Here is a 14,024-nt window from a genome sequence, read left to right on the forward strand (position 1 = left end):
TGGACGGGACCGGTTTACTGGTTGAACAGGCCGTTCAGGCGCGCCGTGTGGATGGCCTGGGTGCGGCTCTTGACGCCAAGGCGGCGGAACAGGCGCCACAGGTGCACCTTGACGGTGTGCTCGCTGATGCCCAGGCGTTCGGCGATGTCGCGGTTGCTCAGCCCTTCTTCCAGCGCGGCCAGCAGCTGCACCTGGCGCTTGGAGAGCTTGCTGTTGGTCAGCGGGCTTTCTTCTTCCACGCTGTCCGGAATCAGCAGCTGGCGCAGCGAGGTATACAGTTCGGCACTGTTGAGCTGCTTGGACAGGTAGGCATCGCTGCCGGCTTCCAGGCAGGACGCATCGGTTTCACCGTCCGGCAGGTCGGAGACCGTGACGAGCAGGGCGTTCGGGTAGTGGTGGCGGATTTCACGGATGCCGGAATAGCCCAGGGTGTCGCTCAGGGTCAGATCCAGCAGGATGGCATCGGGTTCGCCATGGGTCTTGACGGCGAGCGGCAGGCTGCCAACGCGTTCCAGTTCGACCACTTCCGTGCCCGGCTTGATGCGGCGGATCAGGTTGCCGAGGGCTTCGCGGTACAGGGGGTGGTCTTCGATGATGAAATAGGACATGGTATGAGGGTGTGGTAATCACAGGGGAGCATTACATGCAGCGACCCTCAAGGTAGTCAACCCTTTGGAATAAGGATGATCACATGTTTGGCCAAACTTGCAGAAGATTGACGCTGTGATGATCGCTTAAGAATGCATGTCCAGCATTTTATAGTAATTATGGGGATTACTGCAAAAGTGCGCGCAAAGGTGCCATCAAAGTTTCAATTACGCCATAGGTGGCATGCATCAGTGGCATCATCCAGATCGCGCCAGCTACGCCAGTGACCACCAGCAGCAGCACGATATAAAAGCCGAAAGGCTCGATACGGGCAAACTGCATGGCCAGCCTGGGCGGCAACAGGCTGGCCAGGATGCGACCGCCATCCAGCGGCAGCAGCGGAAACAGGTTGAACACGAACATCACCACGTTGACCAGCACGCCGCCGGTGCACATCTTCAGGAAGAATTCCTCGCGGATGCCGCCCAGCTGCAGCAGGTAGTAGAGTGAGGCCCAGAAAATCGCCTGGATGAAGTTGGAGCCGGGACCGGCCAGCGCGACCCACAGCATGTCGCGGCGCGGATTGCGCAGCCGGTCCATGCGCACCGGTACCGGCTTGGCGTAGCCGAACAGGAACTTGCCGCCGGTCATGAACAGCAGCGCGATCGGGATCAGGATGGTGCCGACCGGATCAATGTGCTTGAACGGATTGAGCGTGACGCGGCCCAGGCTCCAGGCCGTGTTGTCACCGAAATGGCGCGCCACATAGCCATGGGCGGCTTCGTGCAGGGTGATCGACAGCAGCACCGGGATGGCATAGATGCTGATGTTCTGGATGAGCTGGCTGATATCCATGGCAATACTTTCGTGAAGGCAGGGCTGGCCCGGAGCGGCTCAGAGGCCGAGCAGGGCCGGATCGCCGGCACCCTGACGGATCAGTTCCGGGGCATCGCCCTTGTCCATCGGTGTCAGGTCGACCACGGTGGTGGGCTGCAGCGGGCAGCTGCCGCTGGCGACCACGGCAGCGACCTGGTGTTCCAGCCGGTCCAGGATCTCATCGGGATCGTTCAGCGGGTCGTCTTCGCCGGGCAGGATCAGCGTGGCGCTCAGCAACGGCGCGCCGTGTTCTTCCAGCAGCGCCAGCAGCGTCTTGTGGGCCGGCACGCGCAGGCCGATGGTCTTGCGCGAGGGATGGCTGAGGCGGCGCGGCACCTCCTTGGAGGCTTCGAGCACGAACACGAAGGGGCCGGGCGTGGCCTGCTTGAGCAGGCGGAACTGGCGGTTGTCGACACGCGCATAGCTGGCCAGCTCGCTCAGGTCGCGGCAAAGCAGGGTCAGCAGGTGCTTGTCGTCCATCTGGCGGATGCGGCGCAGCTGGTCGCTGGCGGACTTGTCGTCCAGATGGCAGACCAGGGCATAGCTGGAATCGGTGGGCACCGCCAGCACTTCGCCCTTGCGCAGCATGTCGGCGGCCTGGCGCAGCAGGCGAGGTTGCGGATCTTCGGGGTGGATGTCGAGCAGAAAGGCCATGTCAGGCTCCGGTGGCAACAGGTTGCGGGTAGCGGATGCGGCTGGCCAGCAGTTGCCAGACCGGCTGCAGGCCAGCGGGCAGTGCAGGCAAGGTGCCCAGGTCGATGCGGCTTTCGTTGGGCGAATGGAAATCGCTGCCGCGCGAGGCGTGCAGGCCATAGTCGCGCGCCATCTGGGCGTACTGCTGCACTTCGGCTTCAGAGTGGCTGCTGGTCATGACCTCCACGGCCTGGCCGCCCAGCTCCTTGAAGCGCGAGAACAGGGCATGCTCTTCCTGCGGCGTGAAATCGTAGCGTGCCGGATGGGCGATGATGGCGACGCCGCCGGCATCGCGGATCCATTGCACGGCCTGTTCCAGCGAGGCCCAGCGGTGCGGCACGTAGCCGGGCTTGCCTTCTGTCAGGTAGTTGCGGAACACTTCGGGGACATCGGCGCAGACGCCGGTTTCAACCAGGAAGCGGGCAAAGTGTGAACGCGAGATCAGGTCCGGGTTGCCGACAAACTGGAGTGCGCCTTCGTAAGCGCCGGGGATGCCGGCCGCCGCCAGCTGATCGGCGATCTCGCGCGCGCGCTCGTCGCGGCCGCCGCGTGTCTGGCGCAGGCCTTCGACCAGGCCAGGGTGTTGCGGATCCACGCCCAGGCCGACGATGTGCACCGTCTTGTCGATGTAGGTGATGGAGATTTCCACGCCGGCCAGAAAGGGCAGGTTCAGGGCAGCCGCAGCAGTGGCGGCACGGGCGCAGCCCGCTACCTCGTCGTGATCGGTCAGCGCCCAGAGCTGGACGCCGTTGTCGGCGGCACGCTGTGCCAGCCATTCAGGCGACTGCGTGCCATCGGACACGGTCGAGTGGCAATGGAGGTCGGCATTGAGGGCCGCATCCAGGGAGAGGGTGGTCGCGTTCATGCAACCATTGTAGACATGCAGCGCGCAGGCTGCAGGCGCCTTGCTCAGGTTTTGCGGTGCTGCAGCTGTTCGGCCAGGGCGCGCAGAGCATCGCTCCAGGCGTTGACGGGCAGGGTGGCCATGGCGTCGATGGCGCGCTGTGCCTCGGCGGCGGCAGCCTGACGGGCGCCGTCCAGGGCACCAGTGCTGCGCACCACGGCCACCACATCGTGCAGGCGCTCGACCGAGCCGTTCTCGATCGCTTCGCGTACCAGGGCGGATTGCTCTGGCGAGCCATTGCGCATCGCCAGGATCAGCGGCAGCGTGGCCTTGCCTTCACGCAGGTCATCGCCCACGTTTTTGCCGAGTTCCTCGACCTGGCCTTCGTAGTCCAGCACATCGTCGATGATCTGGAAGGCGGTACCCAGTGCCTGGCCGTATTCGGCGCAGCGTTCTTCCTGGGCGCTGTCGCAGCCGGCGATCACGGCGCTCAGGCGCGTGCTGGCCTCGAACAGCTTGGCGGTCTTGGAACGGATCACGTGCAGGTAGCCGGCTTCATCGAGCGAGGCATCGTGCATGTTCATCAGCTGCATCACCTCGCCTTCGGAGATCACGTTGGTCGCCTCGGCGAGGATTTCCATGACGCGCATATTGTGCGTCTCGACCATCATCTGGAAGGCGCGCGTGTAGATGAAGTCGCCGACCAGCACACTGGCCGGGTTGCCAAAGGTGGCGTTGGCCGTGGGACGGTTGCGGCGCAGCGTGGATTCGTCGACCACGTCATCGTGCAGCAGGGTAGCCGTGTGGATGAATTCGATCAGCGCTGCCAGATGGTGGTGCAGTGTGCCCTGGTAGCCCAGTGCGTTGGCCATCATCAGCAGCATGGCCGGGCGCAGGCGCTTGCCGCCGGCGGAGATGATGTATTGCGCCACTTCGGCCACCAGCGGTACGCGGGTATCCAGTCGGTTCTGTATCACGCGGTCCACGGCCTGCATGTCGGGAGCGACCAGGTTCAAGGCAGATTGTTGTGGCGAGGCAGACAAGGTGGAATCCTGAAAAATGGGTGGCAACGGCCGGTCGCGTGGTTCCGCCAAGAAGCGGGCGACCTCGAAGTCATCCGATGATTATAGGAGGCTGCAACGGCGCCCAAGGAGGGCTGCGACCAGTTCCGGCTGTTATTGTTGCTTTGCAGCAGGTGCCTGCTTGACGCCGTAGAAGGAATGCGTTAATATCTCTGGCTTGCCGGAAATCCGTCTGGCAAGAATCCATATTTGAGGTTTACACATGTACGCAGTCATAAAAACCGGCGGCAAGCAGTATCGCGTTGCGGCTGGCGACAAGATTAAAGTAGAACAGATTGCTGCGGACGAAGGTAACGAGATCACCATCGATCAGGTTCTGGCCGTCGGCAACGGCGACACCCTGACCGTGGGAACTCCCCTGGTGTCCGGCGCAACCGTAGTGGCCAAGGTGGTCGCTCATGGCAAGCACGACAAGGTTCGCATCTTCAAGATGCGCCGTCGCAAGCATTACCAGAAGCGCCAGGGCCATCGTCAGCAGTTCACAGAACTGGAAATTGCTTCCATCAACGCTTGATGCCCGAAGGAGAGTAAGTCATGGCACAGAAAAAAGGCGGCGGCTCTACGCGTAACGGGCGTGATTCCAAGCCCAAGATGCTGGGCGTGAAGGCGTTCGGCGGTCAACTGATCAGCGCTGGCTCCATCATCGTGCGTCAGCGTGGCACCAAGTTCCACGCTGGCAACAACGTGGGCGTGGGCCGCGACCACACCCTGTTCGCCCTGGTGGACGGCCACGTGTCTTTCGACACCCGTGGCGCCCTGAACAAGCAGGTGGTGGACATTACTCCGGCGGAGTAATCCTTCCCAGCTGACCAACGGCATCTGTGGATGCCGGTTCGCCAAGCCCCGATGCCGCCAAGGTTCGGGGCTTGTGTTTTCTGGCGATACGGATCGCCTACAATTTGCCGATACAGCGGAACCACGGCATCCGCACAGGAAATACTGGCATGAAATTCGTTGACGAAGCGTTCATCGACATCGCTGCGGGCGACGGCGGCAATGGCTGCGCTTCGTTCCGCCACGAGAAATACAAGGAATTCGGCGGTCCCGATGGCGGCGACGGTGGTCGTGGCGGCCATGTCTGGGCGATTGCCGATACCAACCTCAACACCCTGGTGGACTACCGCTACACGCGCCGCTTCGAGGCCAAGCGTGGCCAGCACGGCATGGGTTCCGACATGTTCGGTGCTGCCGGCGATGACATCACGCTGAAGATGCCGGTCGGCACCATCATCACCGACGCCGAAACCGGCGAGACGCTGTTCGAATTGCTGGTTCCGGGCGAGAAAATCCTGATCGCCAAGGGCGGTGAGGGTGGCTACGGCAACCTGCGCTTCAAGAGTTCCATCAACCGCGCGCCGCGCCAGAAGACGCTGGGTCATCCCGGTGACCGTCGCAGCGTCAAGCTGGAGTTGAAGGTGCTGGCCGATGTCGGCCTGCTCGGCATGCCCAACGCTGGCAAGTCCACCTTTATTGCGGCTGTCTCCAACGCCCGCCCCAAGATTGCCGACTATCCGTTTACCACGCTGCACCCGAACCTGGGAGTGGTGCGCGTCGGTCCGGAGCAGAGCTTTGTCGTGGCCGATGTGCCCGGCCTGATCGAAGGTGCAGCCGAAGGCGCCGGCCTGGGGCACCAGTTCCTGCGCCACTTGCAGCGCACGCGTCTGCTGCTGCACGTGATCGACATGGCGCCGTTCGACGACGAAGTTGATCCGGTGGCACAGGCCAAGGCGATTGTCGGTGAACTGAAAAAATACGACGCCGAGCTGTACGCCAAGCCGCGCTGGCTGGTGCTGAACAAGCTCGACATGGTGCCCGCAGACGAGCGCGAGGCGCGCGTCAAGGATATGGTCAAGCGCCTGCGCTGGAAGGGCCCGGTGCACCAGATTTCTGCTCTCACGCGTGAAGGCTGCGAGCAGCTGATCCGCGAAATCTATCAGCACGTGCATCAGGTACAGGTCGAGGAGCTGCCGCCCGAGCCGGAGCAGGATCCGCGCTTCATCGAGCTGCCTGACGAAGATGCGCCGCAGACCGAATCGCAGCCTGCACCCGCCCGCAGGCGCCCGGTACGTCGCAAGAAGCCGGCTGCCGAATAAGAAAAACACCGGTGCTGCGGCACCTTCCCGAACCTGTCCCGAGTCTCCATCATGTCCGAGCTTGCCTTCCAGCCCGATCCCGTCAGCATGCTGCTGTCTGCCCGCCGCATTGTCGTCAAGGTCGGCTCCAGTCTGGTGACCAACGAAGGGCGCGGACTGGACGAGGCGGCAATCGGTGAATGGTGCCGCCAGCTGGCCGCCCTGCGTGCCGATGGCCGCGAGGTGGTCATGGTGTCCAGCGGGGCTATCGCCGAAGGCATGCTGCGCCTGGGCTGGCGCACGCGCCCGAAGGAGGTCAACGAACTGCAGGCTGCGGCCGCCGTTGGCCAGATGGGCCTGGCGCAGATGTACGAGACCAAGTTGCGTGAAAACCAGCTGCAATCGGCGCAGATCCTGCTGACGCACGCCGACCTGGCCGATCGCGAGCGCTACCTGAATGCACGCTCCACGCTGTTGACGCTGCTGGAGTTGGGCGTGCTGCCGGTCATCAACGAGAACGACACGGTGATTACCGACGAGATCAAGCTGGGTGACAACGACACCTTGGGTGCGCTGGTGGCCAACCTGATCGAGGCCGACCTGCTGGTGATCCTGACCGACCAGAAGGGCCTGTTCGATGCCGATCCGCGCAAGAATCCGCAGGCCAAGCTGGTGCAGGTGGCGCGCGCCGGCGATCCGGCGCTGGAGGCCATGGCCGGTGGCGCCGGCAGCACGATTGGTACCGGCGGCATGCTGACCAAGGTGCTGGCGGCACGCCGTGCCGCCGGTTCCGGTGCCAGCACTGTGATCGCCTGGGGCCGCGAGCCGGATGCGCTGCTGCGCCTGATGCAGGGCGAGATCATCGGCACCGCACTGATTGCCACCACGCCCAAGATGCAGGCGCGCAAGCAGTGGATGAAGGATCACCTGAAGCTGCACGGCTCGGTGCTGGTCGATGCCGGTGCCGTGGCCAAGCTGAAGCACGAAGGCAAGAGTCTGCTGCCGATTGGTATGACCGAAGTGCGCGGCGAGTTCCGCCGTGGCGAAGTGATTGCGATCTGTACGCCGGAAGGGCAGGAGATTGCGCGTGGCCTGGCCAACTATGCCAGCCACGAGGCGCGCCAGCTATGCCGCCATCCTTCGCGCGAGATCACGGCGATCCTGGGTTACGCGGCCGAACCGGAGTTCGTGCACCGCGACAACCTGGTGATGCTCTGAGACTTGCCGGTTCAGTAGCCGCCGTTGCGGTCCCAGAGTGACTGGCCGGTGCGCAGGATGCGGCGTGCATCGCGCGAAGACGTTGGCGGCGTCAGGCCGGTGCAGAGGCCGCTGCTGGCAATCGCACGGGCCTGGCGGTTGGTCTGGCGGTCATGCAGGCTGGTCCAGTCTGTCTCGACGTTTTCCCAGCCGGGAGGCGTGGTGTTGAAATCGTAACGGGCATAGGTGCGCACGGCAAAGGTCGTGCAATTGATGCCCTGGTAGTAGGCGCTACGGCTGGCAGCGCCATCGCGACCCTGCATCAATACCACATAGCGCACGATGCCATCGGGAGCCACTTCGACGCTGTCCAGGTCCACCGAGGTGCGCATGGCGGAAAACCCGGGCATCTCGATATCCACCAGCTTGCGCGTGCTCAGCGCCGGAGCCGGTGGCACCGGGCTTTCCTGTGTCGTTTCCTTCAGGATCTCGGGCTGGTCTTCCTTGGGACCGCCGCCCCAGAGCTGGATCTGGGCCTGGCTGGCGGTGCTGGCCAGCAGGCCGAGAGCGAGCAGGCCGCAGCCGGCCAGCGAATGGGAGAACTTCATGATGGGGTATCGCCTGCAGTAGGGGGTTGCGGGTCGAAGCTGGCACCGGGCGGCAGATCCAGCGTGTTGCGCATGGCCGCAGATTGCAGCGGGCGCAGATTGCCCATGGCGCGCATGGGATCGTCCTGGCGCTCGGCGCGCGGCTTGCCCTGCGGGTTGCGCAGATAGCGGTTGCGCTGGTCGTTGCGCGGCAGGAAACGGGCCAGTTCGGTCAGCGCCATCTCGTAGACGCCGCGCTTGAACTCGACGACGACATCCAGCGGCACCCAGTAATCGTTCCAGCGCCAGGCATCGAATTCGGGGCGGTCACTGGCACGCAGATCCAGCTCCCAGTCCTGACCCAGCAGTTGCAGCAGGTACCAGATCTGCTTCTGGCCCTTGTAATGGCCGCGCGATTCGCGGCGGATAAAACGGTCTGGCACTTCATAGCGCAACCAGTCCCGGGTTCTGGCGACGATGCGGACATGATGCGGGAGGAGGCCAACTTCCTCTCGCAGTTCACGATACATGGCCTGTTCGGGCGATTCCCCGCGATCTATGCCGCCTTGGGGGAATTGCCAGCTGTGGGTGCGAATACGCTTGCCCCAGAACACCTGGTTCTTGCGGTTGAGCAAGATGATGCCGACGTTGGGGCGGAACCCTTCCCGGTCGAGCATGATCAACTCCAATTCTTTAATGCGACCATTATGCACTGTTGGGCCTGGATATCAACGAGAATACGAGTTGTTGCCATGCAGCAGAGAAGGCTGTTGCCTGGCGTGTTTTCCTATCCTGCAGAACCATGAAAGCTTCCCAGTTCCTGATTACCACCCTGCGTGACGCCCCGGCCGATGCCGAGATCGTCAGCCACCAACTCATGATGCGTGCCGGCTTCATCAAGAAGCTGGGCGCCGGCATCTACAACTACATGCCGATGGGCCTGCGCGTGATCCGCAAGGTCGAGGCTATCGTGCGCGAGGAAATGAACCGTTCCGGTGCCATCGAGCTGACCATGCCAGTGGTGCAGCCGGGCGAGCTGTGGAAGGAAACAGGCCGTTTCGACCAGATGGGCGACGAGCTGCTGCGTTTCCAGGATCGCCATGACAACGATTTCGTTATCCAGCCGACCAGCGAAGAGGCGGTGACCGACATTGCGCGCCAGGACTTCCGCAGCTACAAGCAGCTGCCCAAGAACCTGTACCAGATCCAGACCAAGTTCCGCGATGAGCGCCGTCCGCGCTTCGGCCTGATGCGTGGCCGCGAGTTCATCATGAAGGACGCCTACAGCTTCGACAAGGATGCCGATGCCGCGCGCGACAGCTATCAGAACATGGTGGATACCTACCGCCGAATCTTTGACCGCTTCGGCCTGGACTACCGTGCCGTGGCGGCCGACAGCGGCGCCATTGGTGGCGACCTGAGCCAGGAATTCCAGGTGATCGCTGCCACCGGCGAAGACGCCATCGTCTACTGCCCGAACAGCGAATACGCAGCCAACATCGAGAAGGCCGAGGCGCTGGCGCCGACGCAGCCGCGTCCTGCCGCAAGCCAGGCGATGCAGGTCACGCCGACGCCGGGCAAGAGCACCTGTGCCGATGTCGCCGAGTTCCTGAAGGTGCCGCTGCAGACCACGGTCAAGTCGTTGGTGCTGGCGACCGACGTGACGGACGAGGCCGGCAACATCACGGGCAGCCAGGTCTGGCTGCTGCTGCTGCGTGGCGACCACGACATGAACGAGGTCAAGGTCGGCAAGCTGCCGGGCCTGGACAAGGGTTACCGCTTTGCTACCGAGGACGAGATCGTGGCGCACTTTGGCACGCGCCCCGGTTATCTGGGCCCGATCAGCACGCGCCAGCCGGTGCGCGTGGTGGCCGACCGCGAAGTCGCCATCATGGCCGACTGGATCTGCGGCGCCAACCAGGAAGATGCCCACATCACCGGCGTCAACTGGGGCCGTGACCTGCCCGAGCCGGAACTGGTCGCCGACCTGCGCAACATCGTCGAGGGTGATTTGTCGCCGGACGGCCAGGGCGTGCTGGCGATCGAGCGCGGTATCGAGATTGGCCATGTGTTCTACCTGGGCACCAAGTACAGCCAGGCCATGAACGCCACCTTCCTCGATGTCAATGGCAAGGCGAAACACTTCGAGATGGGCTGCTACGGCATCGGCATCACGCGCCTGCCGGCAGCGGCGATCGAGCAGAACCACGACGAGCGCGGCATGATCTGGCCCGAGGCGATCGCGCCGTTCACGCTGGTGATCTGCCCGATTGGCATGGACCGCAGCGAGGCGGTCAAGGCCGAGGCGATGCGCCTGTACCAGTCCATGCTGGACGCCGGCGTGGATGTGATCCTGGATGACCGCGGCGAGCGCCCGGGCGTGATGTTTGCCGACTGGGAGCTGATTGGCGTGCCGCACCGCGTGGTGCTGTCCGACCGTAGCATCCAGGCCGGTGAAGTCGAATACCAGCAGCGTCGTGACAAGGAGGCCAGCAAGCTGGCCCTGGCCGATATCGACGCGCTGCTGCGCGACAAGCTGGGCCTGTAAGCCGGCCATGCTGCAGTCGCCTGCCTTTTCCCGGCGCCACTGGCTGCAGGCCACGGCGCGCTGGGGCGGAGCCGGGCTGCTCGCGTCTGCGCCTTGGCCGCTGGCTTGGGCCGGCGCACAGAAGGAAGAGCATCTGGCCGATTCGGTGCGTACCGCGCTGAGCGCCGCGGTGCGCATGAGTTCGGCGCCGCCCGTACCGCTGTTTGGCAGCCGCCAGCAGGAGCTGGAGTACCTGCGCTGGCTGGACGAGATGCAGCGCCGTCTCGGCAACCTGATGGAAAACGACTTTACCCGGCGCGAGTTCCTGCAGACGGTCTGGTACGAGGCGACACGTGCCGGGCTGGAAGTGTCGCTGGTGCTCGGCCTGATCCAGGTCGAGAGCAATTTCCGCAAGTTCGCGATTTCGTCGGTAGGCGCGCGCGGACTGATGCAGGTGATGCCGTTCTGGGCGCGCACCATCGGCGATGGCGATCCGGCGGCGCTGTTCCACCAGCAGACCAACCTGCGCTTTGGCTGCGCGATCCTGCGCTATTACCTGAATCGCGAGAAAGGCAATCTGTTCATGGCGCTGGGGCGCTACAACGGCTCACGCGGCCAATCGAAATATCCCGATGCCGTGATGGCGGCGCAGCGTCGCTGGGAGCTGGCCTAGGGCCTTAGCGCAGCTTGCGGAACCAGATCGCGTTGACCGTGACCAGGCCTGCCAGAAAGGCGTACAGGCCGGTACGCTCACCCCACTGGTCCTGGCCGAGCCAGATCAGCAGCGGAATCGCGATAAAGGCGATCGTGGTGAGCACCAGGCGACGGCCGACAGCGCGGGCGTATTCGGGGCCATGCTTTTTCAGGCCAAGCACGCCACTCAGGATCTGCCAGCAGGCAAACACGGTCAGCGCCAGTGCGGCGCCCAGCAGCATCTCGGTCTGGCCGATCATGCCTGGCCTGCCTGCAGGCGCTGCGTGTGGCGCGCCAGTTGCGCCTGCACCTGCGTCGGTGCGGTGCCGCCCAGGGTATTGCGTGCATTCAGCGAAGCTTCCAGCGTCAGTGCCTGCTCGAACACGTCTTGCTGGATGTCCGGGTTGAACTGCTGCAGCGTGGCCAGCGGCAGCTCGGCCAGGTCCACGCCCTGGTCCTGCGCCGTCTTGACGGCGTGCGCCACCACTTCGTGGGCATCGCGGAAGGGCAGGCCCTTCTTGACCAGGTAATCGGCCAGGTCGGTAGCCGTGGCATAGCCCTTGCTGGCGGCAGAACGCATTGCTTCGGGGTTGACCGTGATGCCGCCTTCCTTGGTGCCCGTGGCCGGGTTCAGCTGGCCGCCGACCATCTCGGCAAAGATGCGCAGCGTGTCGCGCACGGTATCGACGGTGTCGAACAGCGGTTCCTTGTCTTCCTGGTTGTCCTTGTTGTAGGCCAGCGGCTGGCCCTTCATCAGCGTGATCAGCCCCATCAGGTGGCCCACCACGCGGCCGGTCTTGCCGCGTGCCAGCTCGGGCACGTCCGGGTTCTTCTTCTGCGGCATGATACTGCTGCCGGTAGTGAAGCGGTCGGCGATGCGGATAAAGGCAAAGTTCTGGCTCATCCACAGGATCAGTTCTTCGCTCAGGCGCGAGACATGCACCATGATCAGCGATGCGGCGGCGGTGAATTCGATGGCAAAGTCGCGGTCGCTCACGGCGTCCAGGCTGTTCTGGCAGACACCTTCCATGCCCAGCGTGCGTGCCACGCGCTCGCGGTCCAGCGGATATGTGGTGCCGGCCAGTGCGGCACTGCCCAGCGGCAGGCGGTTGACGCGCTTGCGCACGTCCTGCAGTCGCTCCTCGTCGCGCGCGAACATTTCCACATAGGCCAGCAGGTGGTGCGCAAAGCTCACCGGCTGCGCCACCTGCAGGTGGGTGAAGCCAGGCAGGATCACGTCGACGTTGCGGCCGGCGACATCGACCAGCGCGCCTTGCACCTCGCGCAGCAGGCCCAGGATCAGGTCGATCTCGTCACGCAGCCAGAGGCGGATGTCGGTGGCGACCTGGTCGTTGCGGCTGCGGCCGGTGTGCAGGCGCTTGCCGGCATCGCCGATCAGCTGGGTCAGGCGCGCTTCCAGGTTCAGGTGCACGTCTTCCAGCTCCAGCTTCCAGTCGAAGCTGCCGGCCTCGATTTCGGACTTGATCTGCGCCATGCCGCGCTCGATGGCGGCGCGATCGTCCTGGCTGATGATGCCCTGGGCGGCCAGCATCTCGGCGTGCGCCAGGCTGCCCTGCATGTCGGCCTGCCACAGGCGCTTGTCGAAGAACACGCTGGCGGTATAGCGCTGCACCAGTTCGCTCATGGGTTCGCTGAACAGGGCAGACCAGGCCTGGGACTTGGTATCGAGCTGGTTGTGGGAGGTGGACATGGCAGAAACAATCGGAAAAGACAGGCCGCAGTGGCCAGAAAATGACGGGGCTTGCGCAGCGGCAAGCCAAACCCCCATTGTAACGATGCCTGCCGTGGCAGCAGGATGCCGCCGGCGTTTTCCCCGGTGCCCGTGCTAGCATCGCAGCATCAGGATCAGCGTCCGCAAGGGCGCACCACACCCTATTGACCTTATCTGGCAGGCCTGCCTGCGCGCGCATGACACAAGCAACTTCTCCCCTGAACCTCACCATCGCTACCCGCGAAAGCCGCCTTGCCCTGTGGCAGGCCGAGCATGTCAAGGCCCTGCTGGAGCAGCAGGGACACACGGTCACGCTGCTTGGCATGACTACGCGCGGCGACCAGATCCTGGATCGCACGCTGAGCAAGGTGGGCGGCAAGGGCCTGTTCGTCAAGGAGCTGGAGCTGGCACTGGAAGAGGGCCGAGCCGATCTGGCGGTGCACTCGCTCAAGGATGTGCCGATGGAGCTGCCGCCTGGTTTCGAGCTCGCTTGCGTGATGGAGCGCGAAGATCCGCGCGATGCCTTTGTCTCGCCGCAATGCGCCAGCCTGGACGATGTGCCGCAGGGTGGCGTGCTCGGCACCTCCAGCCTGCGCCGCACCGTGCTGCTGCGCGCGCAGCGTCCGGACCTGCGCATTGAGCCCTTGCGCGGCAACCTTGATACCCGTCTGCGCAAGCTGGATGAAGGCCAGTATGACGCCATCGTGCTGGCTGCCGCCGGTCTCAAGCGCCTGAAGCTGGAAGATCGCATCCGTACCATCTTCGAGCCGGAGCAGATGCTGCCGGCAGCCGGGCAGGGCGCGCTCGGCATCGAGGTCCGCAGTGGTCGCCCGGAGCTGGTGCAGGCGCTGGCACCGCTGGTACACCTGCCGACCTGGCTGCGTGTCGCCGCCGAACGGGCCGTCAGCCGCACCATGGGCGGCAGCTGCTCGATGCCGTTGGCGGCCCATGCCACACTCGATGGCGATAGCTTGCACATCGAGGCCGCCTGGGGCCGTGAAGACGATGCCAGTGGCGGACTGGTGCATGCCAGTGCCACGGCCCCGGTACAGACGCTGGAACAGGCCGATCAGCTCGGCGAGCAGGTGGCGCGCCAGCTGATTGCCGCCGGTGCCCAGGTGCACGCAGGCTGA

At 64.2% G+C, this 14,024-nt stretch carries 15 protein-coding genes and 1 pseudogene; 7 read left to right on the plus strand and 9 right to left on the minus strand.

Annotated elements, in window-relative coordinates:
- Positions 1-14: 14 nt before the first annotated feature.
- The 5 genes from ACI3EV_RS03850 to ACI3EV_RS03870 form a co-directional block, all read right to left on the minus strand.
- The gene (locus ACI3EV_RS03850; RefSeq protein WP_329770763.1) at positions 15-608 is read right to left on the minus strand and encodes a response regulator transcription factor; all 594 of its coding nucleotides are present in this window, start codon (positions 606-608) and stop codon (positions 15-17) included.
- Between the two features lie 166 nt (positions 609-774).
- Positions 775-1,443 (minus strand): site-2 protease family protein, encoded by a 669-nt coding sequence (locus ACI3EV_RS03855; RefSeq protein WP_329770764.1) that lies wholly within the window; start codon positions 1,441-1,443, stop codon positions 775-777.
- A gap of 39 nt (positions 1,444-1,482) precedes the next feature.
- Positions 1,483-2,118: an L-threonylcarbamoyladenylate synthase gene (locus ACI3EV_RS03860; protein WP_337690823.1), complete on the minus strand. Its 636-nt coding sequence runs from the start codon at positions 2,116-2,118 to the stop codon at positions 1,483-1,485.
- A gap of 1 nt (position 2,119) precedes the next feature.
- A complete protein-coding gene (locus ACI3EV_RS03865; protein ID WP_337690820.1) occupies positions 2,120-3,022 on the minus strand; it encodes a 3',5'-nucleoside bisphosphate phosphatase in 903 nt (300 codons plus the stop codon).
- A 44-nt stretch (positions 3,023-3,066) separates the two neighbouring features.
- Positions 3,067-3,996 carry a polyprenyl synthetase family protein gene (locus tag ACI3EV_RS03870; protein WP_329770906.1) on the minus strand — a complete coding sequence of 310 codons (930 nt, stop codon included), beginning with the start codon at positions 3,994-3,996 and terminating at the stop codon, positions 3,067-3,069.
- Positions 3,997-4,285: 289 nt separating this feature from the next.
- On the opposite strand from ACI3EV_RS03870, the gene rplU reads away from it, so the two are divergent.
- The 4 genes from rplU to proB all read left to right on the plus strand — a co-directional run bounded on the left by rplU (position 4,286) and on the right by proB (position 7,373).
- The gene (rplU, locus tag ACI3EV_RS03875; RefSeq protein ID WP_329770767.1) at positions 4,286-4,597 is read left to right on the plus strand and encodes a 50S ribosomal protein L21; all 312 of its coding nucleotides are present in this window, start codon (positions 4,286-4,288) and stop codon (positions 4,595-4,597) included.
- A 20-nt stretch (positions 4,598-4,617) separates the two neighbouring features.
- The gene (gene rpmA / locus ACI3EV_RS03880; protein ID WP_329770768.1) at positions 4,618-4,878 is read left to right on the plus strand and encodes a 50S ribosomal protein L27; all 261 of its coding nucleotides are present in this window, start codon (positions 4,618-4,620) and stop codon (positions 4,876-4,878) included.
- A 149-nt stretch (positions 4,879-5,027) separates the two neighbouring features.
- Positions 5,028-6,176 carry an Obg family GTPase CgtA gene (cgtA, locus tag ACI3EV_RS03885; protein ID WP_337690818.1) on the plus strand — a complete coding sequence of 383 codons (1,149 nt, stop codon included), beginning with the start codon at positions 5,028-5,030 and terminating at the stop codon, positions 6,174-6,176.
- Between the two features lie 51 nt (positions 6,177-6,227).
- The gene (proB, locus tag ACI3EV_RS03890) at positions 6,228-7,373 is read left to right on the plus strand and encodes a glutamate 5-kinase (protein ID WP_329770770.1); all 1,146 of its coding nucleotides are present in this window, start codon (positions 6,228-6,230) and stop codon (positions 7,371-7,373) included.
- A gap of 11 nt (positions 7,374-7,384) precedes the next feature.
- On the opposite strand, the gene ACI3EV_RS03895 is transcribed toward proB, so the two are convergent.
- On the minus strand, positions 7,385-7,960 hold the full coding sequence (locus ACI3EV_RS03895; RefSeq protein ID WP_329770771.1) for a CNP1-like family protein: 576 nt from the start codon (positions 7,958-7,960) through the stop codon (positions 7,385-7,387).
- A 154-nt stretch (positions 7,961-8,114) separates the two neighbouring features.
- Positions 8,115-8,616, minus strand: a pseudogene (locus tag ACI3EV_RS03900) (RNA pyrophosphohydrolase); the annotation flags it as partial.
- A 125-nt stretch (positions 8,617-8,741) separates the two neighbouring features.
- Here ACI3EV_RS03900 and ACI3EV_RS03905 point away from each other — a divergent pair.
- The gene (locus ACI3EV_RS03905; RefSeq protein ID WP_337690812.1) at positions 8,742-10,487 is read left to right on the plus strand and encodes a proline--tRNA ligase; all 1,746 of its coding nucleotides are present in this window, start codon (positions 8,742-8,744) and stop codon (positions 10,485-10,487) included.
- A 7-nt stretch (positions 10,488-10,494) separates the two neighbouring features.
- The gene (locus ACI3EV_RS03910) at positions 10,495-11,139 is read left to right on the plus strand and encodes a lytic transglycosylase domain-containing protein (protein ID WP_337690810.1); all 645 of its coding nucleotides are present in this window, start codon (positions 10,495-10,497) and stop codon (positions 11,137-11,139) included.
- A 4-nt stretch (positions 11,140-11,143) separates the two neighbouring features.
- Here ACI3EV_RS03910 and ACI3EV_RS03915 read toward each other — a convergent pair whose 3' ends face one another.
- Together ACI3EV_RS03915 and argH are read right to left on the minus strand one after the other, a co-directional pair.
- A complete protein-coding gene (locus tag ACI3EV_RS03915) occupies positions 11,144-11,419 on the minus strand; it encodes a hypothetical protein (RefSeq protein WP_329770776.1) in 276 nt (91 codons plus the stop codon).
- The gene (gene argH / locus ACI3EV_RS03920) at positions 11,416-12,870 is read right to left on the minus strand and encodes an argininosuccinate lyase (RefSeq protein ID WP_337690808.1); all 1,455 of its coding nucleotides are present in this window, start codon (positions 12,868-12,870) and stop codon (positions 11,416-11,418) included. The genes ACI3EV_RS03915 and argH overlap by 4 nt, the downstream gene beginning before the upstream one ends.
- A 218-nt stretch (positions 12,871-13,088) precedes the next feature.
- Between argH and hemC the strand changes: the two genes are divergently transcribed.
- On the plus strand, positions 13,089-14,024 hold the full coding sequence (hemC, locus tag ACI3EV_RS03925) for a hydroxymethylbilane synthase (protein WP_329770778.1): 936 nt from the start codon (positions 13,089-13,091) through the stop codon (positions 14,022-14,024).

The sequence above is a fragment of the Allobrachymonas wangyanguii genome, assembly GCF_045055315.1.
GTDB classification, from domain to species: domain Bacteria; phylum Pseudomonadota; class Gammaproteobacteria; order Burkholderiales; family Burkholderiaceae_C; genus Brachymonas; species Brachymonas wangyanguii.

What these genes read in the sequence shown, in the direction of transcription:
- ACI3EV_RS03850 (WP_329770763.1), bottom strand. Translation starts at nt 608, where the DNA reads ATGTCCTATTTCATCATCGAAGACCACCCCCTGTACCGCGAAGCCCTC.
- ACI3EV_RS03855 (WP_329770764.1), bottom strand. Translation starts at nt 1,443, where the DNA reads ATGGATATCAGCCAGCTCATCCAGAACATCAGCATCTATGCCATCCCG.
- ACI3EV_RS03860 (WP_337690823.1), bottom strand. Translation starts at nt 2,118, where the DNA reads ATGGCCTTTCTGCTCGACATCCACCCCGAAGATCCGCAACCTCGCCTG.
- ACI3EV_RS03865 (WP_337690820.1), bottom strand. Translation starts at nt 3,022, where the DNA reads ATGAACGCGACCACCCTCTCCCTGGATGCGGCCCTCAATGCCGACCTC.
- ACI3EV_RS03870 (WP_329770906.1), bottom strand. Translation starts at nt 3,996, where the DNA reads ATGCAGGCCGTGGACCGCGTGATACAGAACCGACTGGATACCCGCGTA.
- rplU (WP_329770767.1), top strand. Translation starts at nt 4,286, where the DNA reads ATGTACGCAGTCATAAAAACCGGCGGCAAGCAGTATCGCGTTGCGGCT.
- rpmA (WP_329770768.1), top strand. Translation starts at nt 4,618, where the DNA reads ATGGCACAGAAAAAAGGCGGCGGCTCTACGCGTAACGGGCGTGATTCC.
- cgtA (WP_337690818.1), top strand. Translation starts at nt 5,028, where the DNA reads ATGAAATTCGTTGACGAAGCGTTCATCGACATCGCTGCGGGCGACGGC.
- proB (WP_329770770.1), top strand. Translation starts at nt 6,228, where the DNA reads ATGTCCGAGCTTGCCTTCCAGCCCGATCCCGTCAGCATGCTGCTGTCT.
- ACI3EV_RS03895 (WP_329770771.1), bottom strand. Translation starts at nt 7,960, where the DNA reads ATGAAGTTCTCCCATTCGCTGGCCGGCTGCGGCCTGCTCGCTCTCGGC.
- ACI3EV_RS03905 (WP_337690812.1), top strand. Translation starts at nt 8,742, where the DNA reads ATGAAAGCTTCCCAGTTCCTGATTACCACCCTGCGTGACGCCCCGGCC.
- ACI3EV_RS03910 (WP_337690810.1), top strand. Translation starts at nt 10,495, where the DNA reads ATGCTGCAGTCGCCTGCCTTTTCCCGGCGCCACTGGCTGCAGGCCACG.
- ACI3EV_RS03915 (WP_329770776.1), bottom strand. Translation starts at nt 11,419, where the DNA reads ATGATCGGCCAGACCGAGATGCTGCTGGGCGCCGCACTGGCGCTGACC.
- argH (WP_337690808.1), bottom strand. Translation starts at nt 12,870, where the DNA reads ATGTCCACCTCCCACAACCAGCTCGATACCAAGTCCCAGGCCTGGTCT.
- hemC (WP_329770778.1), top strand. Translation starts at nt 13,089, where the DNA reads ATGACACAAGCAACTTCTCCCCTGAACCTCACCATCGCTACCCGCGAA.